This is a genomic window from Streptomyces sp. NPDC005574, assembly GCF_040605435.1.
Taxonomy (GTDB): Bacteria; Actinomycetota; Actinomycetes; order Streptomycetales; family Streptomycetaceae; genus Streptomyces.
In genome coordinates this window covers 94,865-118,771 of the sequence record NZ_JBEXCW010000014.1, presented here as the reverse complement: position 1 = coordinate 118,771, position 23,907 = coordinate 94,865, and the positions used below count along the sequence as shown (strand labels likewise).

The following is a 23,907-nucleotide window of genomic DNA, read 5'->3' as shown; positions in this document are numbered from 1 at the left end:
CCGCGAACCCCCTCTCGGCGCGCTTCCGGGGCACCCGTCCCGGAAGCCGCGCCCGGCCCGTCGGCGGATGAGGTTGCCGGTCGTGGGTGAAGAGAGAGAGGGTGGAGATGTACGTCTGGTCTCAGTGACGGCCGGACGAGCCAGACAACCGCAGGAGTTTCCAGGTATGTCCATTGACCCGTCCTCGATTCCCAACTTCGGGGGCCAGCCCGAGCCCGAGCCCCAAGGGCCGGCGGGCCCCGTCGTGCCGGATCAGGACCTTGTGAAGCAACTCCTCGACCAGATGGAGCTGAAGTACGTCGTCGACGACGAGGGTGACCTCGCGGCGCCGTGGGAGGAGTTCCGTACGTACTTCATGTTCCGCGGCGAGGGCGACCAGCAGGTCTTCTCGGTGCGGACCTTCTACGACCGGCCGCACCAGATCGACTCCAAGCACGCCCTGCTGGAGTCCATCGACGACTGGAACCGGCGGACGCTGTGGCCGAAGGTCTACAGCCACACCCACGACGACGGCACCGTCCGCCTGATCGGCGAGGCGCAGATGCTGATCGGCACCGGCGTCGCCCTGGAGCACTTCGTCTCCTCGACGGTCAGCTGGGTGCGGGCCGCCATCGAGTTCGACAAGTGGCTGGTCGAGCAGCTCGGCCTCGAGCAGGAGGTCAACGACGCGGACAAGCCCGAGGGCGACGAGGAGTAGGTCGGCCCCCGGTCCGACTCCGGGCCGCTACAGGGGCGTGTGGGCGATGACGACCAGATACGCCCCGTAGGCGAACGAGAGCCCGGCCAGGGCACCGACCACCACGGTCGCGTGCCAGGGCCGGGCTCTCGCCGTCCGCACCAGTGCCCGCGCCGGTGGCAGCAGCAGCGGGAAGGCGGGGAGCAGGAAGCGCGGCTTGGACTCGAAGAATCCCGAGCCGCCGAGCGTGACCAGCAGCAGCACCCCGCTGTAGACCAGCAGCGGCAGCGGGGCGCGGTCGGCGAGCAGCAGGGCGTACAGCACGACGGACACCGCGACGATCACCATCGTCATCGGGAAGACGAAGCGGTCCCCGTGCAGCAGCAGGTGGCGCACGAACCCCAGCGAGCCGCGCCCGAAGTCGAAGCGTGAGCCCCACCGGCGCTGCACGGCGAAGTAGCCGCCGAGCGGATCGCCCACGCGCCGGCCGACCCACAGCACGTACGCCCCCCAGCCGACGGGTGCGAGCGCGGCGCCCGTCCACAGGCTGTGGGTAACTTTTCCGGCCCGCCCGCGGCACCGCCACAGCTCGCAGCCCGCCGCCGCGAGCACCGCGGCCGCGACCGCGAACCCGTTGGGCCGGGCCAGCCCCGCCAGCGCGGCCAGAGCGCCCGCCAGCGGCCAGCGCCCGTCCAGCACCGCGTACAGCGCCCAGACGGCGAACGCGGTCAGCACCGGCTCCGTGTACGCCATCGACAGCACCACCGAGTGCGGCAGCAGGCCCCACAGCAGCACCAGCGCGGTGCCCACCGCCCGCCCGTGCAGCCGCGCCCCGAGGGCGTACATCCCGCAGGCCGCCACCGCCGCCGCGAGCCAGGACACCGCCAGGCCGGCCGCGCCCCCGCCCAGCGGGCTCACCGTGGTCAGCGCCCGCACCAGCCCCGGGTACAGCGGAAAGAAGGCGAGGTCGCTGTGGACGACACCGGGCTGGAAGCGCAGCACGCGGCCGTACCCGTGGGCGGCGATCCCCAGGTACCACAGGGAGTCCCAGGACCGCCCGAGCAGCGCGAGCGGCTGTCTGCCGGTGGCCCAGGCGGTCGCGGCGAGCACGACCGCACCGGACACCCGGGCGGCCGCGAACAGCCCCAGAGCGGCCGCCAGGGGCCGCCAGGGGTGGACGCGGCTGCCGGCGTGCGGCTCGGTGACGGCGGGGGCGAGAGCGCTGGCTTGGGTCACACCCGCACATTGCAGGGGAAAAGGTACGTTCGCGAACACGGTGCGCCCGACCGGGTACGGATTCCTGCGGCCCGGCGTGGCGACGTGACACCCGGTGCGGGCCCCGGCGCGCCGGTTCCGGGTTCAGCCCGCGAGGGCCTTGAGCCTCGACACGGCGTCCTCCAGCACCGCCGCCCGCTTGCAGAACGCGAACCGCACGGGCTGTGCCCGGCGCCCTTCCTGTCAGCTCTCGTAGTGATAACGGCACTGTGCGATCAGGACGCCGTCCTCGGTGGCCTTGTAGATCAGGCGGTGCTCGTCATTGATGCGGCGTGACCAGTAGCCCTGGAATCCGTGCTTGAGGGGTTCCGGTTTGCCGATCCCCTCGTTGCCGTTACGGGCGATGTCCGCGACGAGTGTGTTGATGCGCTTCAGGATCTTCCGGTCCTGAAGCTGCCACCACAGATAGTCCTCCCAGGCGCGGGAGGAGAAGGTGATCTTCAGCTCGCGGCCCTCACTCGTCGGTCGTCAGCTCGCGTACGGTGCCGCCGCCGTTCTCCAGCTCGTCGATGGACGCGAGCAGGCGCCGGGCGTTCGCCGGGCTCCTCAGCAGGTAGGCCGTCTCCTTCAGGGACTCGTAGTCCTCAAGGGAGACTATGACGACCGGCTCGTGTCCGGCCCGGGTGATGACGACCTCTTCGCGGTCGTCCGTGACGGAGTTGAGCACCTCGGCGTACCGCGCGCGCGACTCGGAATAGGTCATGGTCTTCACGATCGAACCTCCTCGACGTACAAGAAACTGTACGTCGATGCCTGCGGTGCGGGCAAGCGCCGGAACGACGGCCGGGCGGGCCTCCGGCGCGAATTCCCGGGCAGGCCCCGGCGCGCCGGTCCCGGGTTCAGCCCGCGAGGGCCTTGAGCCTCGACACGGCGTCCTCCAGCACCGCCGTCCGCTTGCAGAACGCGAACCGCACGAACGGCGCGCCCGCCTCCCGGTCGTCGTAGAAGACCGCGTTGGGGATGGCCACGACTCCGGCGCGCTCCGGCAGCGCGCGGCAGAACGCGAAGCCGTCGCTCTCGCCGAGCGGCCGGATGTCGGTGGTGACGAAGTACGTTCCGGCCGGCCGGAACACCCCGAAGCCCGCCTCCGCCAGACCCGCCGCCAGCAGGTCCCGCTTGGCCGGCATGTCCGCGCGGAAGGCGTCGAAGTAGGTGTCGGGCAGCGACAGCGCCTCGGCGACGGCGTACTGGAAGGGCCCCGAGGCGACGTAGGTGAGGTACTGCTTCGCCGAGCGCACCGCCGTGACCAGCGGCGGCGCCGCCGTCACCCAGGCCGCTCCCCGTTCGCGCACTCATTCGCATGGGGCCCGGCCCGCAGGGCTACACCCCCGAGCGACAATGAGCTGTTGTGTACACATGGGACACTCGGTACTCTTGGGTGCATGACACAGCCCATGCCCATAGAGTCGATCCGCGATGTCCGGGCACACCTGGCCGAGGTCGTGGAGCGGGCCGACCGGGACGACGTACCTACCGTCATCACCCGGCGCGGCAAGCAGGTCGCCGCCGTGGTGTCCATCGAGGTGCTGCGCAAATACCAGGAGTGGGAAGAGCGCGAGATCAACCGGATCATCGACGAGCGCATGACCAACCCGGCACCCGGCATCCCGATCGAGGACATCATGAGGGAGACGCTGGCACGCAGTGAGTGAGTACCGCACCGTCTTCCGAGCCGAGGCTCAGGCCGAACTCCGCAAGGTGCCGCGAGACATGGCCCTCCGCATTTTGGCCAAGCTGACTGAGCTGGAGAACGACCCGATGGGGTTCAACACCACGGCCCTCGTCTCCCAGCCCGACCGGCGCCACCTACGGGTAGGCGACTACCGCGTGATCTACACAATCGACAACGGCGAGCTGGTGGTATGGGTCGTACACGTCGGGCATCGCTCCACCGTCTACGACACCTGAGCACTCCTGGCATCGCGCTGGTGTCTGCTGACACCTGGCTCCTCCGGTGCGGGGCTGAGGGCCACGGAGGAGCCCAGGCCGTACGACTGCTACGTTGCCAGCGACTTGAGCCGGGATGCCGCCTCCTCCAGCACGCTTGTCCGCTTGCAGAACGCGAATCGCACAAAGGGCGCGCCTTGCTGGCGGTGGTCGTAGAAGACCGCGTTGGGGATCGCGACCACCCCGCAACGCTCCGGCAGTGAACGGCAGAACGCGATGCCGTCGCTCTCGTCCAGGGGGCGGATGTCGGCGGTGATGAAGTATGTGCCTGCCGGGCGGAAGACCGTGAACCCCGCCTGCTCCAGGCCCCCCGCGAGCAGCTCGCGCTTGGCTCGCATGTCGGCGCGGAACTCCTCGAAGTAGGAGTCCGGCATGCGCAGCGCCTCGGCGATCGCGTACTGGAAGGGGCCCGAGGCCACGTACGTCAGGAACTGCTTGGCGGAGCGGACGGCGGTCACGAGTTCCGCAGTACTCGTAATCCAGCCGACCTTCCAGCCGGTGAAGGAGAACGTCTTGCCGGCCGAGCCGATCGAGACCGTGCGCTCGCGCATCCCCGGGAACGTGGCCAGCGGCACGTGCTCGGCCGCGTCGAACACCAGGTGCTCGTACACCTCGTCCGTGATCACCAGCAGGTCCCGTTCGACGGCCAGCTCCGCGATCGCCCTGAGCTCCGCGCGGGTCAGGACCGTGCCCGTCGGGTTGTGCGGCGTGTTGACGAGCAGCAGCCGGGTCCGGTCGGTGACCGCGGCGCGCAACTCGTCGAGGTCGAGCCGGAAACTCCCCTCGTGCGGGCGCAGGGTGACGGGCACCCGCGTGCCGCCCGCCATCGCGATGCAGGCCGCGTAGGAGTCGTAGTACGGCTCCAGCGCCACCACCTCGTCGCCGGGCTCCACCAGAGCCAGCAGGGCGGCGGCGACGGCCTCCGTGGCGCCCGCGGTGACCAGCACCTCGCTGTCCGGGTCGTAGGACAGCCCGTAGCGCCGCTCCTGGTGCGCGGTGATCGCCGCGCGCAGCTCGGGGACGCCCGGCCCCGGCGGGTACTGGTTGCCGCGCCCCTCGCGCAGCGCCCGCACCGCCGCCTCACGGATCTCCTCGGGACCGTCCGTGTCCGGGAAGCCCTGCCCGAGGTTGATCGCCCCGGTCCGCAGGGCGAGCGCGGACATCTCCGCGAAGATCGTGGTCCCGAACGCGGCGAGCCGGCGGTTGAGCAGGGGGCGTGCGCTGGAGGTCATGCCGGTCATCCTCCGCCCAAGCTCTGGAGTTCCTCAACTCTGCTTTGGCGCGCGGGGCGGGAGGGCATCTCCCCGGCACGCAGCAAGCGGGACGCCCACGGGGGGTCGTTCCGGGGACATCGGAAGGAGGGTGACGCCATGGTCTTCGGCATCATCCTGGCGGTGATCGCGGTTCTGTTCGTCGGGGTGCTCGTGGCCGCGGCACGCACCGGCCGGCGCAGGCGCGCCGGGTCGTACGGCGCGGCCGGCGGCGGCAGCTGGTGGGCGGGCGGGGGAGACGGAGGGGGCGGAGGGTCCTCCGGTCACCACGGGGGGCACTCCGGGCACTCCTGCGGCGGCGGGCACTCCTGCGGCGGTGGGTCGTCGTGCGGGGGCGGCTCGTCGTGCGGCGGCGGCGGATGCGGTGGAGGCAGCTGACACGGGGCAGCCGAGCTCCACGGGCCGCGTCGCGGCCGTGCGGCGGGGGCCGTTCGGGGGTGGTCCCCGCCGCGTCGTACCGGGCGTCCGCCGGGGTTCACACCCCGCGGGCGCCCGGTGTCATGGGGTACGAGCGGCCGTCCCGGCGCGCGTTGTGGTTGAACAGTTGAGCTGGGCAGCCCTCTGAGGGATGGAAACCGCACGAAGTTGGGTAAAAACGCTGTGACGGCACCACAGTTCATGATTCCCTCTAAACCACCGACGCGGCCCCTCGGACGTCCAGCGGACACCTTTCTCACCTCCTGACGTCCCGACTGGGCTGACCGGACCGATACCCCGATGTCGCCAGGGGTGCGCCGGACCCACATCTCCCCGTTCTTTGCGTGCTTGCGGAGCCGACCCATGCTCACGACCCTCACCACCTCCTACACCGACACGCGCGCGGCCGACCTCGCCTGGGCCCTGGGGCGCGAGCCGCTGCCCGCCCTCGCCTCGCTGGACCTCGAACTGGGCGGTTCGAAACTCCAGTTGAGGCTCCTCGGCGCGTCCCACCAGGTCCTACTCGAGGAGGCGCGAGGCAGCTGTTCGGAGACGGTGGCCTGCATCGCCGGCAGCATGCCCCTCCCGCTGGGCGTCGCCAAGCGCGTCGGCGACGACTGGGAGTACGAGTTCGCGGCCCGGGTGGAGCTGCTGTCCCCGGGCTCGTTCGCCGGCCGCGCCCAGGAGTTGCTCGCCCTGGTCTCCGACCACCCCAACGGCCTCGCCGGCGTCTTCCCGGGCAGCCCGCACGCCTTCACCGCGCTGCTCGCCCAGCGCCACGAGGGGCAGGTGCACTGGCGGACCTGGCACGCCTACCCGCAGGACGGGCAGTTGGTGGCGACCCGCACCCGCGTGGGCGTGCCGACCGTCCGGTCCGGCGGCCCGCGGCGGACACGTCTGAGCGTGTCCGGGGTCTGAGGGCACCACTCGTAAGGCTCAAACAGCGAAACCCGGGCGCCCGTCGTTTCCACACGTGTGGGTGACGAAGCGTACCGAGGGCGTGACGTAACGTCGCAACGTGATCGAACCGCACGCCCCCGCCCCGCCCGGCACCCCGCCGTCCTGGGCGGGACCCGTGCGGCTGCCCGTCCAGCCGGGCACGGGCCGGTTCCTCGTCCTCCTGTGCGTCTTCGTCTGTGCGGCCTGCGGACTGGTGTACGAACTCGAACTCGTCGCCCTGGCTTCCTACTTGATCGGCGACTCGGTCACCCAGACCTCCGTCGTCCTGTCCGTGATGGTCTTCGCGATGGGGATCGGCTCCCTCGTCGCCAAGCGGCTGCGCTGGCGGGCCGCGGCCGCCTTCGGCGCGATCGAGGCGGCCCTCGCCCTGGTCGGCGGGTGCAGCGCGATGGCGCTGTACGCAGTCTTCGCCTGGACCGGCGGCTGGGGCGGCCTGTGGGGGAGCGGCCCCCGCTGCCTGCTGGTCGCCTTCTCCCTCGCCATCGGCCTGCTCATCGGCGCCGAGGTCCCGCTGCTGATGGAACTCATCCAGCGCATCCGGCGCCAGGACGCGGGCGGCGCGGTGGCCGACCTGTTCGCGGCGGACTACGTCGGCGCCCTCGTCGGCGGCCTCGCCTTCCCCTTCCTGCTGCTGCCCCGGCTCGGCCAGCTGACCGGCACGCTGCTCACCGGCGCGGTCAACGTCGTCGCCGGCGGCGCCCTCGTCCTCGGCCTGTTCCGCCGCGACCTGAGCCACCGCGCCCGCTGGACGCTGCTGGCCGTCAACATCGCCGTGCTCGCCCTGCTGGCCACCGCCGCGGCTCTGGTCCACGACTTCGAACGGGCCGCGCGCCAGGCCGTCTACGGCCGTGACGTGCGCGTCGCCGTCCAGAGCGACGTCCAGGAGATCGTCCTCACCGGCGGCACCCACGGCCGGCCCCTCGGTCTCTTCCTCGACGGCCGGCTGCGGGTCAGCGGCCGTGACGAACAGCGCTACCACGAGGCACTGGTCGAGCCCGCCATGAACGGCCCCCACGCGCGCGTGCTCGTCCTCGGCGGCGGCGACGGCCTGGCCGCGCGCGAGGTGCTGCGCCATCCGGGCGTACGGCGGGTCGACATCGTCGAACTCGACGCGACGGTCGTCCGGCTGGCCCGCCGCGACCCCGCCCTGTCCGCACTCAACGGCCATGTCTACGGCGACCCGCGGGTGCGCGTCTTCACGGCGGACGCCTTCGGCTGGCTGCGCGGGGCGCCGCCGGCCACGTACGACGTGGTGATCGCGGACCTGCCCGATCCGGGCATCACGGCGAGCACCAAGCTGTACTCCCAGGAGTTCTACGGCCTGGCGCGGCGGACGCTCGCCGCCGGCGGCCGGCTCGTGGTGCACGCGGGCCCCGTCTCCTCCCGCGCCCGCGCCTTCTGGACGGTGGACGCGACGCTCCGGGCGGCCGGTCTGCGTACGGCGCCCTACCGCGTGGGCGGCCGCGACCCCGGCTTCGCCGACGGACCCGACCGCTCCGCGGGCGCGGGCCGCGCCCCGCACGACTGGGGGTTCGTCCTCGCCGCCCGCCACACCCGCCCACCCCTGCGCCTCGCGCCCCACGGCCCCCGCCCGGCGACCCTGACCCAGCCGTCGCTGACCGCGGCGGCCCGCACGGCGGCGCACCTGAGCATCACCGGCCTGCCGCCCTCGACGCTGGTGCATCCGCGTTTCTGAGGCGTTCTGAGGCGTACTGCCGCGTCTGCCGCGTCTGCCGCGCGTCTGACGCGCTTCCGACGGGAGCGGGGATCGCCGGGCGGGTGGCGGCGGCCGGGCATCTCCGGTCGGCGCGTGGGCTATTTCGGTCAACGCGGGTGCGGTACGGCGCCCACTGGGTAGGCTCGGCCGACATGGAGCATGAGGTGTTCGTTCCGGTTGTGGCCGAGCGGCTCAGGGAGGCGCTGGCCGATCCCGCGCGGGTCGCCCGGGCCGTCCCCGGCCTCCAGCAGGACGCCGGCGCCGAGCCCGTCAGCGGCCGGCTGAAGGTGCGGGTCGGCAGCCACTCCGTCACCTACCGCGGTACCGCGCGCGTGTCCGGCCTGGACGACGGTTCGTACGCCGTCGAGGGCGACGCCACCGAGACGCGCGGCAGCGGCTCGGTCAAGCTCACGCTGACGCTCCGCCTCCGGGACGCGGAAGGCGGCGCCATCCTGGCCTTCGAGGCGGTCGCCGCCGCGGACGGTCGGGTCACCGACCTGCCGGCCGACGCGGTCGGCTCGGCCGTCGTCCGGCTGCTGAACCGTTTCGCGGAGAACCTGGGTGCCGCCACGGCGGAGGAGGGGCGGCCGGAGCAGCCGAAACCCCCGCGGACCGAGCGGGCCGAAGCCGGTCAGGAGCCGGAAACGGGGGCCGACGAAGACCAGGCTCCGGAGCCGGAGCCGGGACCGCGGAAGGCGCCACGACCACTCGACGCACACGTCTCCGAGGACGCCGGACCGGGGCCGGGCGACGGCTTCGAGGAGCCGGCCGCGGCCGAGGCGGCCCACGCGCGCCGGACGATGATCGGGCGCAGCGCGGAGGAGGTCGACCACGCCCCGCCGCGCGGCCGCTACGCCCCCGTACCGGCCCCGCAGACCATCACCCCCGCCTCCGCCCTGCGCTGGGCGGCGCCCGCGGCGGCGGTGGTCCTCGCCTCGGCGATCGTGGCCGGACGGGTCCTGCGCAGACGCCACTGACGCCCGCCGGGCCGTCCGCCGCGCCTCGCGCCCGGCCGTCGCCCCCGCCCCCCTCATGCCCTCTTGATCGGCCCAGTAGGGTCGTCCCGTGAGTAACGAAGACATCACGCTGACCGCGGGTGACGCGGAAGTGACCGTGCAGCCGGGCAACGGCGGGCGGATCGGGGGGCTCCGCGTCGGCGGCGTCGAACTCCTGCGGCAGGGCGAGCGGTTCGGCTGCTTCCCGATGGTCCCCTGGTGCGGCCGGACCCGCGACGGACGGTTCCTGGACGGCGGGACCCTGCGTCAACTGCCGCTCAACTCCCCGCCGCACGCCATCCACGGCACCGCGCGCGACGGCGCCTGGCGCACCGCCCGCGTCTCGGCCGACGAGGCGGTCATCACGTACGACCTCGTCGACCCCTGGCCCCACCCGGGGCGCGTCACGCAGGTCGTCACGCTCACCCCGGACACCCTGACGCTCGGCATGGCCGTCGAGACGTACGAGACGTCCTTCCCGGCGCAGATCGGCTGGCACCCCTGGTTCAACCGCACCCTCGGCGACGGCGAGGGCGCCCGCCTCGACTTCACGCCCGCCTGGCAGGAGGAGCGCGGCGACGACCACCTCCCCACCGGCAAGCGCGTCGAGCCGAGGCCCGGCCCCTGGGACGACTGCTTCGGCATGCCCGACGGCGTCGACGTGACCGTCACCTGGCCCGGACGGCTGGAGCTGAGGGTGGCCAGCCGCGAGCAGTGGGTCGTGGTGTACGACGAGCAGGAGGCCGCCGTGTGCGTGGAGCCGCAGACCGGCCCGCCCAACGGCCTGAACACGCTCCCGCGCCTGGTCACCGCGATCGATCCGCTGGAAGCCGCCACCACGTGGAGCTGGCGCCGCCTCTAAGCTGACGGGCATGACTGACGCGCGTGGAAAGCTGCTGGAGCAGATCAAGGACAAGGCCGTGGTGCACGGCAGGGTGACCCTGTCGTCGGGTCTGGAGGCGGACTACTACGTCGACCTGCGCCGCGTCACGCTCGACGGCGAGGCCGCGCCGCTGGTCGGCCAGGTGCTCCTGGACCTGACCGCGGACCTGGACTTCGACGCGGTCGGCGGACTGACCATGGGCGCCGACCCCGTGGCCGCCGCCCTGCTGCACGCGGCCGCCGCCCGGGGGCGCCGGCTGGACGCCTTCGTCGTCCGCAAGGCCGCCAAGGCGCACGGACTGCAGCGGCGGGTCGAGGGTCCGGACATCAGCGGCCGCCGGGTGCTGGTGGTCGAGGACACCTCGACCACCGGCGGCTCCCCGCTGGCCGCCGTGGAGGCCGTGCGCGAGGCGGGCGCCGAGGTCGTGGCGGTGGCGACCATCGTCGACCGGGCGACCGGTGCCGCCGAGAAGATCCGGGAGGGCGCCGGGGTGCCGTACCTCTTCGCGTACTCCAAGGACGAGCTGGGCCTCGACTAGGAGCCGGACGGCTCCCGGCACTTTCGTTATCCACAGGGTGGACACCAGGACGGGACCATCCGGCCAGGTCTGGAAGGATGGGGCCGACGACGACGTCACCCCCGAGGTCTAGGTCAGGGCCGTAGGACAGAAGAACGCCGAACCGCACATCCAAGGAGCGGACAGATGCCCATCGCAACCCCCGAGGTCTACAACGAGATGCTCGACCGGGCGAAGGCAGGCAAGTTCGCCTACCCGGCCATCAACGTGACCTCGACCCAGACCCTGCACGCTGCGCTGCGCGGCTTCGCGGAGGCGGAGAGCGACGGCATCGTCCAGATCTCCACGGGTGGTGCCGAGTTCCTGGGCGGCCAGTACAGCAAGGACATGGTCACCGGCGCCGTGGCGCTGGCCGAGTTCGCGCACATCGTCGCCGAGAAGTACCCGGTCACGGTCGCCCTGCACACCGACCACTGCCCGAAGGACAAGCTCGACGGGTACGTGCGTCCGCTGCTCGCGGTCTCCGAGGAGCGCGTCAAGGCCGGCGGCAACCCGCTGTTCCAGTCCCACATGTGGGACGGCTCGGCCGAGACCCTCGCCGACAACCTCGCCATCGCGCAGGAACTGCTGGAGCGCGCCCGCGCCGCCAGGATCATCCTGGAGGTCGAGATCACCCCGACCGGCGGCGAGGAGGACGGCGTCACCCACGAGATCAACGACTCGCTGTACACCACGGTCGACGACGCCGTGCGCACGGTCGAGGCGCTCGGTCTCGGTGAGAAGGGCCGCTACCTGCTGGCTGCGTCCTTCGGCAACGTGCACGGCGTGTACAAGCCGGGCAACGTCGTGCTGCGCCCCGACCTCCTCAAGGACCTGAACGAGGGCGTGGCCGCCAAGTACGGCAAGCCCGCCGGCTCCCAGCCCTTCGACTTCGTCTTCCACGGCGGCTCCGGCTCCTCCGCGGAGGAGATCGCGACCGCCCTGGAGAACGGCGTGGTCAAGATGAACATCGACACGGACACGCAGTACGCCTTCACGCGTCCCGTCGCCGACCACGTCCTGCGCAACTACGACGGTGTCCTGAAGGTCGACGGCGAGGTCGGCTCGAAGAAGACCTACGACCCGCGGACCTGGGGCAAGCTGGCCGAGGCGGGCATGGCCGCGCGGGTCGTCGAGGCCACGCAGCACCTGCGCTCCGCCGGTACGAAGATCAAGTAGTCGGCCCCGGCGGCCGACCGCTTTCCCCGAGCCCGGTGCCACGGCACCGGGCTCGCTGTATACCTGGGGCATGCCCGACGTCCGGCTGGCCTCCTCGCAGGGCAAGTGGATCCTTCTGACCACCGTGCTCGGCTCCAGCATGGCCACGCTGGACTCGACCGTGGTCAACGTCGCCCTGCCCCGCATCGGCCGTGACCTCGACGCGAACCTGGCCGCCCTGCAGTGGACGGTCAACGCGTACATGCTCACGCTGGCCGGGCTGATCCTGCTCGGCGGCTCCCTCGGCGACCGTTACGGCCGCCGCAAGATCTTCGTGATCGGCGTCGTCTGGTTCGCCGCCGCCTCGCTGCTGTGCGGGCTCGCCCCGAGCGCCGGCGTCCTGATCGCCGCCCGTGCCCTGCAGGGCGTCGGTGGCGCGCTGCTCACCCCGGGCTCGCTCGCCCTCATCCAGGCGTCCTTCCATCCCGACGACCGCAGCCGGGCCGTCGGCATGTGGTCCGGGTTCGGCGGGATCGGCGCGGCCGTCGGCCCGTTCCTCGGCGGCTGGCTGGTGGACGGCCCCGGCTGGCGCTGGGTGTTCCTGCTCAACGTCCCGCTGGCCCTGGCCTGCGCCCCCATCGCGGTACGGCATGTGCCCGAGTCCGGGGACGGCCGCATTCACGGGCGCTTCGACGTGCTCGGCGCGGTCCTCGGCGCGCTTTCGCTCGCCCTGGTGACGTACGCGCTGATCGAGGCCCGCGGCGGTTCGCTCGTCGTGGTGCTCACCGCCGTGGCGGGGGTGGTCGCGGGCGTCGCCTTCGTCGCCGTCGAGAAACGCAGCGCCGACCCGATGATGCCGCTGGACGTGTTCGCCTCGCGCCAGTTCACGGCCGTCAACCTGGTGACGCTGTGCGTCTACGCGGCCTTCGGCGGCTTCTTCTTCCTCACCGCCCTCCAGCTCCAGGTCGTGGCCGGCTACTCGGCGCTCCAGGCCGGCACAGCCCTGCTGCCGACGACCGCGATGATGCTGCTGTTCTCCGCCCGCTCGGGCCAGCTCGCCCAGCGGATCGGCCCGCGCGTCCCGCTCACCGTCGGGCCGCTGTTGTGCGCCACCGCCATGCTGCTGATGCGGCGGGTGGGGCCGGACGCCTCCTACCTCACCGACGTCCTGCCGGCCCTGCTGGTGATGGGGGCCGGCCTGGTCGCCCTGGTGGCGCCGCTGACCGCCACCGTGCTCGCCTCCGTGGACACCGCCCGGGCCGGTCTGGCCAGCGGCATCAACAACGCGGCGGCCCGCGCGGCCGGCCTGATCGCGGTGGCGGCGCTGCCGCTGGTCGCCGGGATGGGCGAGGACGCCTACCGGTCGGCGACCGCGTTCGACGCCGCGTTCGGCCGGGCGATGCTGGTGTGCGCGGGGGTGCTGGTGGTGGCGTCGGCGCTCGCCTTCGCGACCGTCCGCCGGCCGGACCCGGACTGCCGGCTGCCGGAATGCCGCACCCACGGCTGGGTCACCGCACCACCCCTGGAGGGAGCGCGGGCCCGCAAACGCATCGGCTGAGACGCGGGCCTGCCGCCGCCCGGTGCGCCACGGCCACGCGACCGTGCCGCCGCTCCTCGAGGAGCGGCGGCACGTTTCTTCGAACCGCTGCGACCGCTACCGCTTCAGCTCGGCGTACGCCTCGGCGCTGCTGTCCTGAAGGAACTGGCCGCAACGCTCCGCCTCGTCCTTCTCGTTGATCGTCCTGGCGGCCCGGGCGAGGGCAGCGAGGCAGCGCAGGAACCCGCGATTGGCCTGGTGGTCCCAGGGAATGGGTCCATGCCCCTTCCAGCCGGCCCGGCGGAGCTGGTCCAGTCCGCGGTGGTAGCCGGTGCGCGCGTACGCGTACGACTCGACCACTCGCCCCGCCTCGAAGGCGTCATCGGCGAGCATGGCCCAGGCGAGCGAGAACGTGGGGTGCTTCGCCGCGACCTCGACCGGGGGCTGGGATTCCTCACCCAGCAGGCGGTACGCCTCTTCGTTCTCCGGCAGGTACGTCGGCTCCGGGCCGCCGAGCAGGTTCTTGTGAGTCGTCATGGATGCAGTCTGCCACCTGCGGCCGGGGGGCTCCGGGGCCGTACAGGTAGGCATCCACACCCGGATCAGTCAGGACGACGAGGCCGGCCGAGTGCAAGCAGGCATGGCAGGGGAAGCTCTGTCGGCCGCGCGCCACATCGCGCTCACCGAGGACCTGGAGCTGCGGATCGCGGGTCTGCGCGCGCCGGGAGCATGCCCTGCACCGGGCAGGGGCCGCTTCATTCGTGGCCGGGCCCGTCCTCGACCTCCCGCGCAGTGCCACCCGAGGGTGAGGTGCCCTCCCGTGGTGTCTCGGGCTCGTGGTGCGTCAGGTGCGGATCGCCCGCCCCCGATACAGCCGTTGGGGGATGCCGGTGAACTCCAGGTCCAGGCCGATTCCGTCGCGTTCGGCGTGGATGTGCAGGTGGGGTTCGGTGGTGTTGCCGGAGTTCCCGACCTCGCCGAGGAGTTGTCCTGCGTGGACGGTGTCGCCCCGCGTCACGGTCACCGAGCCGTGGCGCAGGTGTGCGAGTTTGATGATCTCGCGGCCGGTGTCGAGGAACACGTGGTTTCCGTAGGGCGGTTGGTAGCGGATCTCGCCGGGTTTCTGGTCCTGGACCGTGTTGGCGGCGGAGACGACGCGGCCGTCGCAGGGGGAGTGGACGGGGCAGCCGTAGGCGGCGTATGCGCCCAGGTCACGGCCTTGTCGTATGCGGGAGCCGAGGGTGCCGAGGGCGACCAGGTCGAGGGCGCCGCGCTGTTCCGGTACCTGGGCGTGGTGGTTGAGCATGCGGCCGCCGCCCTGGACGACGTACCACGTGCCCACCAGCGGGAATCGCAGGGGTCGAGACAGAGGTGCGCGCCAGCGATGACGGCGCGCGGCGACGACCAGCCACAGGGATCCGGCGAGGAGTGCGGGGCCACCGGCGAGGTGCAGCGCACCGTGGCCGTTCGGCAGGCCGGGGAGCCGCCACGCCGAGGCGAGGGCCGCGCCGGCACCGGCCTCAACCGTACGGCGCAACAGGCGGGGCTGTCGCGCAGGTGCGCCGCAGCCTTCGACGATCACGTAGAAGGCTGCGAGGGTGGCCATGTCGCCGAGCCAGGCGGCGCGGTCGGCGGCTGTCCATACGGTCAGGATGTTCCAGACGGTGACCAGAATCAGACACGTCGCCCACGTCACCGGCGCGGGCAGGCGCAGGCGGCGCCGGGGCGGCGTGTAGCGAGCGCCTTCGATGCGCAGGGCACTGAGTTCGCCGCCGGGAGCCACCTGGGCCCAGGCGCGCACCTTGCCCTGGCTGCCGGACACGATCAGCCCGTCGGGGCTGTCCGTGACCGTGTCGAGTTCCCCGATGCGGGTGAGCGTGGCACGGACGATCCGCTGAAGAGTGTCCGTGCCGACCTCCTTCGTCACCCTCGGCGCAAGGCGAGGCCAGTCATCCGGATCCGCCGTGAGGAAGCCTCGCAGGGCGCGTGCCTCGGCCGGCTGCGGGGCATGCTGCGACTCAGGCGTCAGAATGCGTCCCTTCCTGGGCCGCGAGGGTGTCAAGCCAGTCCTGCTCGGTCATACCGTGATCCCCTCCCGCTGTCGGGTACATCTTTCACCGATCCCCGGCAAGCACGAGCCGAACCGTCGGTTTCCTGCGCGCCCTGTCCCGCCCCGCAGCCCACCGAGCAGGAGGCGTACGAGCGCTGCGCGGATCAGCCCGGGCTCGTGGGCCCCGGCGCCGCGCCTCGCCGCGGCGTCGTCGGTCGAGAGGGCCCGCCCGGTGCGAGTGTGACCGGGCGGGCCTTGCGTTTTCGGGGGACGATTGCGCAGGATGCCCGTGGGGACCGGGGCCCCCGTGTCGATGACGGCAGGGGCGGACCGCTACCCGGAGTACAGGTACAGGGAGACAGCGATGTCCCACCAGGCTCAGCCCCACGAGGCTTCGGAGCCCGAGACCCCGCATCTCGACTTCGCCGGCACGACGCCGTACGAGGACTACGTCAAGGCGGACGTGCTCACCCACCTCCAGCACACCCTCTCCGACGATCCCGGAGAGATGGTCTTCCTGGTCACGACCCAGGTCATGGAGCTGTGGTTCACCGTGATCGTGCACGAGTGGGAGACCGCGGCGCAGGCGCTGCGGGAGGACCGGGTGCCGGTCGCGATCGACGCGCTGAAGCGGTCCGTTCGGGAGCTGGAGGCGCTGACCGCCTCCTGGAAGCCGCTCGGACAGCTCACGCCGGCCCAGTTCAACTCCTACCGGTCCGCGCTCGGCGAGGGCTCCGGCTTCCAGTCGGCGATGTACCGCCGGATGGAGTTCCTGCTCGGCGACAAGTCCGCGTCCATGCTGGTCCCGCACCGCGGCGCGCCCCGCGTGCACGCCGAGCTGGAGAAGGCCCTGCACGAGCCGAGCCTCTACGACGAGGTGCTGGCGCTGCTGGCCCGGCGCGGCCACGCCGTCCCGCAGGAGGTCCTCACGCGTGACGTCGCGGGGCGCTACGAGCCCTCGGAAGAGGTCGAGGCGGTCTGGACGGCCGTGTACTCGGGTGACGAGGGCGACGAGATCGCCCGCCTCGGCGAGGCGCTGACCGACGTGGCCGAGCTGGTGTGGCGCTGGCGCAACGACCACCTGGTCGCCACCCGCCGCGCGATGGGCGCGAAGGCCGGCACGGGCGGCTCGGCCGGCGTGGCCTGGCTGGAGAAGCGGGCGCGGAAGAACGTCTTCCCGGAGCTGTGGACGGCGAGGTCCCATGTCTGAGACGGCCGACCTCGCCCGCAGCGCGGAGAAGCTGGACGCGGGGGACGAACTGGCCGCCCTGCGCGCCCGGTTCGTTCTCGACGACACCGTCTACCTGGACGGCAACTCGCTGGGCGCGCTGCCCGCCTCCGTCCCCGGGCACCTGGACGACGTCGTCCGCCGGCAGTGGGGTTCGCTCCGCATCCGGTCCTGGGACGAGAGCGGCTGGTGGACGGCGCCCGAGCGGATCGGCGACCGGATCGCGCCGCTGGTCGGCGCGGCGCCCGGGCAGATCGTCGTGGGCGACTCGACAAGTGTCAACGTCTTCAAGGCACTTGTCGGCGCCGTCCGGCTCGCGCGGCTCACGGACGCCGCCCGGGACGAGATCGTGGTCGACGCGACGACGTTCCCCACGGACGGCTACATGGCCGAGTCGGCGGCCCTGATGACCGGCTGCACCCTGCGTCCGGTGACACCGGCGCAGGTGCCGGCGGTGCTGGGCGAGCGGACGGCCGCGGTCCTGCTGAACCACGTCGACTACCGCTCGGGCCGGCTCCACGACCTGCCCTCGCTGACCGCCGCCGTGCACGCGGTGGGCGCCGTCGCCGTCTGGGACCTGTGCCACAGCGCGGGCGCCCTGCCGGTGGGACTCGACGAACACGGGGTCGACCTGGCCGTCGGCTGCACCTACAAGTACCTGAACGGCGGCCCGGGTTCACCCGCGTACCTGTACGTCCGGCGTGAACTGCAGGACCGCTTCGACTCGCCGCTGCCCGGCTGGAACTCCCACGCCGAGCCCTTCGGCATGCGGTCCGACTACGAACCGGCGGCGGGCGCGGTGCGCGGCCGGGTGGGCACCCCGGACATCCTGTCGATGCTCGCCCTGGAGGCCGCCCTCGACGTGTGGGACGGCGTCACGATCGAGGCCGTACGCGCCAAGTCGCTCGCCCTGACGGACTTCTTCCTCGAATGTGTCGGGCGCCACGTCCCCGAGGGGCGGGTGGAGTCACTGACACCGCCGGCCCACGAGGAGCGCGGCAGCCAGGTCGCGCTGCGGTGCGCGGACGCGGGCGACGTCATGCGGCACCTCGTCGAACAGGGCGTGGTCGGCGACTACCGCCGCCCCGACGTCCTGCGCTTCGGCTTCACCCCGCTGTACGTCGGCTTCCGCGACGTGGAGCGGGCGGCCCGGGTGCTGGGCGGGGTGCTGGCCTAGGCCCTGGGGCTTGCCGTGGGCGGGGATGGGGCCGGTCGGTCCTCACCGTGCGTGACATCCGCGTGTCGGCGCACGTCACGGGGCTGATACCGTCCCCGCCAACGGCCGATCTCCCTCCTGGTCCGCCAATTCCGTTACGCCCCTGAGAGGTTGGAGCATGTCGGACGACGACGCCCGTGCCGCCGCGGCAGCCGCAGAGGAGGAGTCGGCCTTCTCGCATCCCGCCGTCGAGCCCGACGTCAGCGCCGCGTACGGCGACCATCCTGATCAGGTGATCGACTTCTACGCCCCGCGTGGCACGGCGGGGCCGGGTGCCCTCGCCACCCCGGTGGTGGTGCTGCTGCACGGCGGCGCCTGGCGCGCCCCCTACGACCGCCTGCACATCACGCCGTTCGCCGGTTTCCTGGCCCGCCGGGGCTTCGCCGTCGCCAACGTCGAGTACCGGCGCGGCGGCGACGGCCCGGCGCGGGACGCCCCGGTCGCGGGCCGCTGGCCGGACACCTTCGACGACGTGGCCGCCGCGCTGGACGCGCTGCCCGCGCTGGTACGGCAGCACCTCCCGCAGGCCGACCCGCGCCGCATGGTGGTCGTGGGCCACTCGGCGGGCGGTCACCTGGCCCTGTGGGCGGCGGCCCGGCATGTGCTCCCACCGGACGCGCCCTGGCGCACCGACCGCCCGGCCCCGCTGCGCGCGGTGGTCGCCCTCGCCCCCATCGCCGACTTCGAGGTCGCCGGCAAACTGGACGTCTGCGGTGGCGCCGCCCACCAACTCCTCGGTGGTCAGGAAGAGTTCGCCGTACGGCGGCCGTACGCGGACCCCTCGCTGCTGCTCCCCACGGGCATCGCGACCACCCTCGTCCAGGGACGCGCGGACGTGGTCGTCCCGGAGGCGGTCGCCGAGGCGTACGCGGACGCGGCGGCGAAGGCCGGCGAGGTGGTCGGCCTGACCCTGCTGGCGGACGTCGGCCACTTCCCGCTGATCGACCCGGCCGCGGACGCCTGCGCGGTGGTGGTGGAGGAGATCGCCCAACTTGCTTGGTGAGCAAGGCCGTTGAGTTGCCCCCGTCATACCCGTAGTACCTGAGAGCTACCGCGCGGGTGAGCTCCCTGGCGGGACGCGGGTGACGGCCTGCGATCCGTAACTTCCCCACCGTGGAAGCCCGATGACCGGGCGGACGGGGAGGGAGGACAACCATGGGGTTCGCAGCGGGGGAGACGGCGCGGGCCGCGCGAGCAGGCCGGGGTGCGGGGGACGGGACGGCGGCGAGCGCGGTCACCGGGACACGCGGGGGCCGTACGGCGGTCGGTGCGGGCGCGAGCGCGGGGGACGGCGGCCCGGGGGCGGGGAGGCGGCCGGGGGGACGGTCGCCCCGGCGTCGCGCGGGCCGCCGGCGCCGGGCGCTCCTCGCCGCCCTCGTCACCGGCGCCGTCGTGGCCCCGCTGTCCGCCGCCGCCCGGCCGGAGATCCCCGCGCCCGCTCCCGCCCTCCTCGCACCGCTCACGGCGGCCACACTGGACGCCGCCTACGCCGCCAACCGGGCCGACGCCGCCTCGGCGTCCCGGATGGCCGCCGCGCACGGCGACACCGGCCGCGCCGCGGTGGAGCGGTCCATGGCCGGCCCGGCACGCCGCCTCCTCGCCTTCGACGGGCGGGGCCCCGGCCGGGCGACCGAGGTCTTCGGCGACCTGGCCCGCGCGGACCGTGTCGCCGTCCTGGTCCCGGGCTCCGACACGAGCCTCGACACCTACGGCCGCTTCCGCGCCGGAGCCGTCGCCCTGCGGCGGCAGCTCACCGGCCGGGCCCCGGCCGGCACCCGCACCGCTGTCGTGGCCTGGCTCGGCTACCGGACGCCCGGCACGATCAGCGCCACGGTCCTCACGACGGGTCGCGCGGAGCAGGCCGCTCCTCAACTGCGTTCTCTCGTACGAGAGTTGGATGCCGTCACCGGCCGGAGGGCCCATGTCTCGCTGCTGTGCCACTCCTACGGCTCGGTCGTCTGCGGCCGCGCCGCCCCGGGCCTGGCCGTCGACGACATCGCCCTCATCGGCAGCCCGGGCACCGGAGTCGACTCCGCGGCGGCCCTGCACAGCCCCGCCCGGATCTGGGCCGCCCGCGGCGCCGACGACTGGGTGTCCGGCGTACCGCACGTCAGGACCGACCTCTTCGGAACCACCGTCGGCTTCGGCAGGGACCCGCTGTCACGGGCCTTCGGCGCCCGGGTCTTCGCGGCAGGGGACGGCGGCCACAGCGACTACTTCGCCCCCGGCTCGCTCTCCCTGGCCAACCTGACCCGGATCGTCCTCGGCGAGACCCCGGAGGCGGACCGTGCGTGAGACCGACCGGCACCCCGCACGAGCAGCCACCCCGCCCACCACCCCCACCCTGACCTCGGCCCCCGCCCCGCGGGACACCCCGCGCGGCACCGTGCGGGGCCTGCGCCAGGCCGGGCGGGCCCTGCGCCAGGCCGTGCGGCAGCAGGCCGGCCGGATCGACGCGGCCACCCCCGTGGAGCGGGACCGTGCCGTCGACGCCCTGCGCGCGTTCGCGATCCTCGGTGTGATCCTCGGGCACTGGCTGGTGACCGCGCTGGTCGCGGACGGCGGGACACTGCGCACGGCGAGCCCCCTGCAGCACATGCCCTGGCTGGCGCCCGTCTCCTGGGTCTTCCAGCCGCTCGCCGTGTTCTTCCTGGTCGGCGGCCATGTGGCGACCCGTGGTCTGGCCTCGGCGCGCAGCCGCAGCCGCAGCCGCGGCACGGCGTACCGGCACTGGCTCGCGGCCCGGCTGTCCAGGCTGTTCAGGCCGGTGGCGGCCGTCCTGACGCTGTGGACGGTGACCGCGGGGGCCCTGCTGCTCGCGGGCGCGGACTTCGGAACGGTCCGCACGCTGGTGAAGCTCGCCCTGTCCCCCCTGTGGTTCCTCGTCGTCTTCGCCGCGCTGACGGCCGCCACTCCGCTGCTGTCCCGGCTCAACCCGCTGTGGCCGCTGGCCGTCGTCCTCCATGTGGACCTACTGCGTTTCGGCCTCGGCGGCCCGGCCTGGCTCGGCTGGGTCAATGTGGCGGCGGGCTGGACGGTGCCCTACACCCTCGGCGCGGCCTGGACCCGCGGTGAGCTGGACCGCCGCCGCGCGGCCTGGACCCTGCTGACCGGCGGTACGGCGGCGACGGCGGCACTGGTCGCCCTGGCCGGCTATCCGGCGTCCATGGTCGGCGTCCCGGGCGCCGCGGTCTCCAACCTCGACCCGCCGACGCTGGCCGCCGTCACCTTCGGTCTGGCCCAGTGCGGCCTGGCCCTGCTGCTCCGCGACCGGCTGCGTCACGCGCTGCGCCGGCCGTCGGCCTGGGCGGCGGTGGCGCTGGTCAACCTCTCCGCGATGACGCTCTTCCTCTGGCACCAGACGGCCCTGATGGCGACCACGGCCACAGGTCTCCTCGCCGGTCGTCTCCCGGGCCTGCACACCCGCCCCGACGACCTCGGCTGGGTCGCCGCCCGGCTGGCCTGGCTCCCGGTCTTCGCCCTGGCCCTCGCGGTGTGCCGGGCGGCCTTCCGCCATCACGAGCAGGGCGGGCGCGGGCGCTGGGCCCGCGCGAACCCCCGCGCGGGGCAGGGCGGTTCGCGGGTGGTCCGGGTACGGCGTGATCCCGACGGCGCGAGGTCGCGGGGGGCACGTCGTGTCTAGTGCCGTGACCGGAAGGGTTCACCGGCTCGCGACGCCCGGCACGGCACTTCGCCGCGTTGTCGCATCACCCGAGTACATCCAGTACGCGGGCGATGCTCCGCCTCGCGATGCACCGCACCGGACGCCGCGAGCTTCCCGGCAAACCCTTCCAGCCACGGCACTAGGGTGGGCCGTGTGACGCAACCGGGGGGCCATCGTCCAGCACCGACAGCCGGTGCGGCGCACCGGCTGTCGGTGCTGCGCGAGGACCTGTGGACCGTGCGGGCGGATCCGCTGCCCGCGTCCCTGTGGCTGCGCTGGCTGCCGCACGGGCTGCTGTGCCTGACCGCGTTCGGGGTCGCGCTCGGCGGCGTGGCGGAGCTGGGCGACGGCGGGGCGCTCGACTTCCGGGCGGCGTTGCTGATCGCCGGCGCCCAGGCCGGCTCCGTGGTGCTCGCCCTGCGGCGGCCGATCCCGGCCTGGTGGCTGTCGACGACGGCCGCGGTGGTGGGCGCCCTCGCGGTGCACGGCCGGCTGGGCGCGGTGCGGGCGGAGGCGTTCACCTGGCCGTGGACCGTGTCCGGCATCGTCGCGCACCTGCTCGTGCTGCTGCTGGTCGCCCTGCGGGTGCGCCCCCGGGTCGCCGTCGAGGTGCTGGCCCTGACGGCGCTGGTCACCTACCTCCTCGAAGGCGTGTGGGGCGCGGAGCACTACGAGCCCACCGGGGTGCTCACGGTCTGCCTGTCGGCGGTGGCCGTGGTGCTCGGCACCGCCCTGCACGGCCGCCGCGAGGCCCGTACCCGGCTGGTCGAGCAGGAGACGATCACGGCGGAGGAGCGGGCCCGGCGCACCCTGCTGGAGGAGCGCAGCCGGATCGCGCGCGAACTGCACGACGTGGTCGCGCACCACATGTCGGTGATCTCCATCCAGGCCCAGGTCGCCGTCCATCTCGCCGAGAGCCCCTCCGAGGAGCTGAGGGAGAACCTCGCCGGCATCCGGCACAACGCCGTCGAGGCGCTCGCCGAACTGCGCCGCGTCCTCGGGGTCCTGCGCTCCGAGAACCCCGACGACCCGTACGGGCTCGGCGGACCCGGCGGCGGAGCGGCCCCGGACGCCCCGCAGCCCACCCTCGACCGTCTCGACGCCCTGATCGAGAACACCCGTGCCGCCGGACTGACGGTCACCGCGGGCGTCGAGGGGGAGGCGCCGCCGTACCCGCCGGGCGTCGAGCTGTCGGCGTACCGGATCATCCAGGAGGCGCTGAGCAACGCGCTGCGGCACGCGCCGGGTTCCAGCGTGCGCGTCGACATCCACCACTTCCCTCGCGGGCTGTACCTCGACGTCGTCAACTCCCGCCCGCGGCACCCCGTTCCGCCCTCTCCGGGCGCCGGGCACGGCCTGCTGGGCATGCGGGAGCGGGCGGCGATGCTCGGCGGTCACGTCACCGCGAGCAGGACCGCGCACGGAGGCTTCGCGATCTCGGCGTACCTGCCCAGGGACGGCGAAGCCGGCACCGCGCCCGGCACACCGGGCGAAGCCGGCACCGCGCCCGGCACACCGGGCGAAGCCGGCAGCGCGCCCGGCACACCGGGCGGGACCGGCACCCCGGCCCGCGCCTCCGACCCGTCCGCCGCCCCCTCCGGATCCCCGACAGGAGAGACCCCATGACGAGCGGCACCATCCGCGTACTCATCGCCGACGACCAGCAGATGGTCCGGCAGGGCTTCACCGTGCTGCTCAACACCAAGCCGGACATCGAGGTGATCGGTCAGGCGGTCGACGGGATGGACGCCGTCGTCCAGGTCGCCGAACTCACCCCGGACGTCGTCCTCATGGACATCCGCATGCCCGAACTCGGCGGCATCGAGGCCACCCGCCGCATCACCGGCGAGCGGCCCGGCATCAAGGTGCTGGTGCTCACCACCTTCGACCTCGACGAGTACGTGTACGAGGCGTTGCGCGCCGGTGCGTCCGGGTTTCTGCTGAAGGACGCCTCCGCGGACCAACTGGCCGAGGCGGTACGGGTGGTGGCGGCCGGCGACGCCCTGCTCGCGCCGGGCATCACCCGCCGCCTGATCGCCGAGTTCTCCCGGCTGGACGGTCGGCCGCGCTCCCCGCTCAGGGAACGCGCGGGGGACCTGACCGAACGCGAGACGGAGGTCCTCACCCTCATCGCGCAGGGGCTGTCGAACGCGGAGATCGCCGGTCGCCTCGTCGTGGCCGAGCAGACCGTGAAGACCCATGTGGGCCGCATCCTGGTGAAACTCGGCCTGCGCGACCGTACGCAGGCGGCGGTGTTCGCGTACGAGTCGGGTCTGGTGCGGCCCGCCGGGTACTGAGCCCGCCGCCCGGCAGATCGTTCGTACCGCCCCGTAGTACCTGAGGCGGACCCCGAAGGA

The 23,907-nt window shown here is 73.2% G+C and carries 24 protein-coding genes and 1 pseudogene; 18 read left to right on the top strand and 7 right to left on the bottom strand.

Annotation, left to right across the window (positions count from 1 at the left end; translation table 11 throughout):
* Positions 1-166: 166 nt before the first annotated feature.
* On the top strand, positions 167-697 hold the full coding sequence (locus ABZT03_RS12875) for a YbjN domain-containing protein (RefSeq protein ID WP_356037572.1): 531 nt from the start codon (positions 167-169) through the stop codon (positions 695-697).
* Positions 698-724: 27 nt separating this feature from the next.
* Here ABZT03_RS12875 and ABZT03_RS12870 read toward each other — a convergent pair whose 3' ends face one another.
* The 4 genes and pseudogenes from ABZT03_RS12870 to ABZT03_RS12855 form a co-directional block, all read right to left on the bottom strand.
* Positions 725-1,837, bottom strand: a complete 1,113-nt coding sequence (locus tag ABZT03_RS12870; RefSeq protein ID WP_356037625.1) for a hypothetical protein — start codon at positions 1,835-1,837, stop codon at positions 725-727.
* Between the two features lie 297 nt (positions 1,838-2,134).
* A complete protein-coding gene (locus tag ABZT03_RS12865) occupies positions 2,135-2,395 on the bottom strand; it encodes a Txe/YoeB family addiction module toxin (protein ID WP_356037623.1) in 261 nt (86 codons plus the stop codon).
* A 10-nt stretch (positions 2,396-2,405) separates the two neighbouring features.
* Positions 2,406-2,663 (bottom strand): type II toxin-antitoxin system prevent-host-death family antitoxin, encoded by a 258-nt coding sequence (locus tag ABZT03_RS12860; RefSeq protein WP_307164531.1) that lies wholly within the window; start codon positions 2,661-2,663, stop codon positions 2,406-2,408.
* Between the two features lie 127 nt (positions 2,664-2,790).
* A pseudogene (locus tag ABZT03_RS12855) lies at positions 2,791-3,222 on the bottom strand (aminotransferase class I/II-fold pyridoxal phosphate-dependent enzyme); the annotation flags it as partial.
* 111 nt (positions 3,223-3,333) lie between these two features.
* Between ABZT03_RS12855 and ABZT03_RS12850 the strand changes: the two are divergent.
* Positions 3,334-3,603, top strand: a complete 270-nt coding sequence (locus tag ABZT03_RS12850; RefSeq protein WP_005483715.1) for a type II toxin-antitoxin system Phd/YefM family antitoxin — start codon at positions 3,334-3,336, stop codon at positions 3,601-3,603.
* A complete protein-coding gene (locus ABZT03_RS12845; RefSeq protein ID WP_356037568.1) occupies positions 3,596-3,859 on the top strand; it encodes a type II toxin-antitoxin system RelE/ParE family toxin in 264 nt (87 codons plus the stop codon). Before ABZT03_RS12850 ends, ABZT03_RS12845 begins: the two co-directional genes overlap by 8 nt.
* Before the next feature lie 89 nt (positions 3,860-3,948).
* Here the strand turns inward: ABZT03_RS12845 and ABZT03_RS12840 are convergent, their stop codons facing one another.
* Positions 3,949-5,139 carry a pyridoxal phosphate-dependent aminotransferase gene (locus tag ABZT03_RS12840; protein WP_356037565.1) on the bottom strand — a complete coding sequence of 397 codons (1,191 nt, stop codon included), beginning with the start codon at positions 5,137-5,139 and terminating at the stop codon, positions 3,949-3,951.
* A gap of 129 nt (positions 5,140-5,268) precedes the next feature.
* Here ABZT03_RS12840 and ABZT03_RS12835 point away from each other — a divergent pair, with 129 nt between their 5' ends.
* The 8 genes from ABZT03_RS12835 to ABZT03_RS12800 all read left to right on the top strand — a co-directional run bounded on the left by ABZT03_RS12835 (position 5,269) and on the right by ABZT03_RS12800 (position 13,413).
* On the top strand, positions 5,269-5,547 hold the full coding sequence (locus tag ABZT03_RS12835) for a hypothetical protein (RefSeq protein WP_356037563.1): 279 nt from the start codon (positions 5,269-5,271) through the stop codon (positions 5,545-5,547).
* Between the two features lie 402 nt (positions 5,548-5,949).
* Positions 5,950-6,504, top strand: coding sequence for a DUF2617 family protein (locus ABZT03_RS12830; protein ID WP_356037561.1), 555 nt, complete (start codon positions 5,950-5,952; stop codon positions 6,502-6,504).
* Positions 6,505-6,604: 100 nt separating this feature from the next.
* Positions 6,605-8,242 (top strand): polyamine aminopropyltransferase, encoded by a 1,638-nt coding sequence (locus tag ABZT03_RS12825; RefSeq protein ID WP_356037558.1) that lies wholly within the window; start codon positions 6,605-6,607, stop codon positions 8,240-8,242.
* 173 nt (positions 8,243-8,415) lie between these two features.
* Positions 8,416-9,240 (top strand): SRPBCC domain-containing protein, encoded by an 825-nt coding sequence (locus ABZT03_RS12820; RefSeq protein ID WP_356037555.1) that lies wholly within the window; start codon positions 8,416-8,418, stop codon positions 9,238-9,240.
* 88 nt (positions 9,241-9,328) lie between these two features.
* Positions 9,329-10,120 carry an aldose 1-epimerase gene (locus ABZT03_RS12815; protein ID WP_356037552.1) on the top strand — a complete coding sequence of 264 codons (792 nt, stop codon included), beginning with the start codon at positions 9,329-9,331 and terminating at the stop codon, positions 10,118-10,120.
* Between the two features lie 10 nt (positions 10,121-10,130).
* Positions 10,131-10,679: an orotate phosphoribosyltransferase gene (pyrE, locus tag ABZT03_RS12810; protein ID WP_356037549.1), complete on the top strand. Its 549-nt coding sequence runs from the start codon at positions 10,131-10,133 to the stop codon at positions 10,677-10,679.
* A 165-nt stretch (positions 10,680-10,844) separates the two neighbouring features.
* On the top strand, positions 10,845-11,876 hold the full coding sequence (gene fbaA, locus ABZT03_RS12805; protein WP_356037546.1) for a class II fructose-bisphosphate aldolase: 1,032 nt from the start codon (positions 10,845-10,847) through the stop codon (positions 11,874-11,876).
* Between the two features lie 70 nt (positions 11,877-11,946).
* Positions 11,947-13,413, top strand: a complete 1,467-nt coding sequence (locus tag ABZT03_RS12800; RefSeq protein WP_356037543.1) for an MFS transporter — start codon at positions 11,947-11,949, stop codon at positions 13,411-13,413.
* A gap of 96 nt (positions 13,414-13,509) precedes the next feature.
* On the opposite strand, the gene ABZT03_RS12795 is transcribed toward ABZT03_RS12800, so the two are convergent.
* Together ABZT03_RS12795 and ABZT03_RS12790 are read right to left on the bottom strand one after the other, a co-directional pair.
* Positions 13,510-13,929 carry a DUF3151 domain-containing protein gene (locus ABZT03_RS12795; RefSeq protein ID WP_356037540.1) on the bottom strand — a complete coding sequence of 140 codons (420 nt, stop codon included), beginning with the start codon at positions 13,927-13,929 and terminating at the stop codon, positions 13,510-13,512.
* Between the two features lie 307 nt (positions 13,930-14,236).
* Positions 14,237-15,319: a M23 family metallopeptidase gene (locus ABZT03_RS12790; protein ID WP_356037537.1), complete on the bottom strand. Its 1,083-nt coding sequence runs from the start codon at positions 15,317-15,319 to the stop codon at positions 14,237-14,239.
* Between the two features lie 487 nt (positions 15,320-15,806).
* On the opposite strand from ABZT03_RS12790, the gene ABZT03_RS12785 reads away from it, so the two are divergent.
* From ABZT03_RS12785 to ABZT03_RS12755, 7 genes are all read left to right on the top strand, one after another.
* Positions 15,807-16,652, top strand: coding sequence for a tryptophan 2,3-dioxygenase family protein (locus ABZT03_RS12785; protein ID WP_356037534.1), 846 nt, complete (start codon positions 15,807-15,809; stop codon positions 16,650-16,652).
* A complete protein-coding gene (kynU, locus tag ABZT03_RS12780; RefSeq protein WP_356037531.1) occupies positions 16,645-17,847 on the top strand; it encodes a kynureninase in 1,203 nt (400 codons plus the stop codon). The genes ABZT03_RS12785 and kynU overlap by 8 nt, the downstream gene beginning before the upstream one ends.
* 157 nt (positions 17,848-18,004) lie before the next feature.
* Complete coding sequence (locus ABZT03_RS12775; protein ID WP_356037529.1) at positions 18,005-18,889, top strand: alpha/beta hydrolase; 885 nt, start codon at positions 18,005-18,007, stop codon at positions 18,887-18,889.
* A gap of 152 nt (positions 18,890-19,041) precedes the next feature.
* Positions 19,042-20,181 (top strand): alpha/beta hydrolase, encoded by a 1,140-nt coding sequence (locus ABZT03_RS12770; RefSeq protein ID WP_356037527.1) that lies wholly within the window; start codon positions 19,042-19,044, stop codon positions 20,179-20,181.
* A 121-nt stretch (positions 20,182-20,302) separates the two neighbouring features.
* On the top strand, positions 20,303-21,529 hold the full coding sequence (locus ABZT03_RS12765) for an acyltransferase (protein WP_356037621.1): 1,227 nt from the start codon (positions 20,303-20,305) through the stop codon (positions 21,527-21,529).
* Positions 21,530-21,703: 174 nt separating this feature from the next.
* Entirely contained in the window at positions 21,704-23,176 is a 1,473-nt protein-coding gene (locus ABZT03_RS12760) for a sensor histidine kinase (RefSeq protein WP_356037524.1), read from the top strand.
* On the top strand, positions 23,173-23,847 hold the full coding sequence (locus ABZT03_RS12755; protein ID WP_356037520.1) for a response regulator transcription factor: 675 nt from the start codon (positions 23,173-23,175) through the stop codon (positions 23,845-23,847). Before ABZT03_RS12760 ends, ABZT03_RS12755 begins: the two co-directional genes overlap by 4 nt.
* Positions 23,848-23,907: the final 60 nt, after the last annotated feature.

Coding starts and splice junctions, on each gene's coding strand:
- ABZT03_RS12875 (WP_356037572.1), top strand. CDS start 167: ATGTCCATTGACCCGTCCTCGATTCCCAACTTCGGGGGCCAGCCCGAG.
- ABZT03_RS12850 (WP_005483715.1), top strand. CDS start 3,334: ATGACACAGCCCATGCCCATAGAGTCGATCCGCGATGTCCGGGCACAC.
- ABZT03_RS12840 (WP_356037565.1), bottom strand. CDS start 5,139: ATGACCGGCATGACCTCCAGCGCACGCCCCCTGCTCAACCGCCGGCTC.
- ABZT03_RS12835 (WP_356037563.1), top strand. CDS start 5,269: ATGGTCTTCGGCATCATCCTGGCGGTGATCGCGGTTCTGTTCGTCGGG.
- ABZT03_RS12830 (WP_356037561.1), top strand. CDS start 5,950: ATGCTCACGACCCTCACCACCTCCTACACCGACACGCGCGCGGCCGAC.
- ABZT03_RS12820 (WP_356037555.1), top strand. CDS start 8,416: ATGGAGCATGAGGTGTTCGTTCCGGTTGTGGCCGAGCGGCTCAGGGAG.
- pyrE (WP_356037549.1), top strand. CDS start 10,131: ATGACTGACGCGCGTGGAAAGCTGCTGGAGCAGATCAAGGACAAGGCC.
- fbaA (WP_356037546.1), top strand. CDS start 10,845: ATGCCCATCGCAACCCCCGAGGTCTACAACGAGATGCTCGACCGGGCG.
- ABZT03_RS12800 (WP_356037543.1), top strand. CDS start 11,947: ATGCCCGACGTCCGGCTGGCCTCCTCGCAGGGCAAGTGGATCCTTCTG.
- ABZT03_RS12795 (WP_356037540.1), bottom strand. CDS start 13,929: ATGACGACTCACAAGAACCTGCTCGGCGGCCCGGAGCCGACGTACCTG.
- ABZT03_RS12785 (WP_356037534.1), top strand. CDS start 15,807: ATGTCCCACCAGGCTCAGCCCCACGAGGCTTCGGAGCCCGAGACCCCG.
- kynU (WP_356037531.1), top strand. CDS start 16,645: ATGTCTGAGACGGCCGACCTCGCCCGCAGCGCGGAGAAGCTGGACGCG.
- ABZT03_RS12775 (WP_356037529.1), top strand. CDS start 18,005: ATGTCGGACGACGACGCCCGTGCCGCCGCGGCAGCCGCAGAGGAGGAG.
- ABZT03_RS12770 (WP_356037527.1), top strand. CDS start 19,042: ATGGGGTTCGCAGCGGGGGAGACGGCGCGGGCCGCGCGAGCAGGCCGG.
- ABZT03_RS12755 (WP_356037520.1), top strand. CDS start 23,173: ATGACGAGCGGCACCATCCGCGTACTCATCGCCGACGACCAGCAGATG.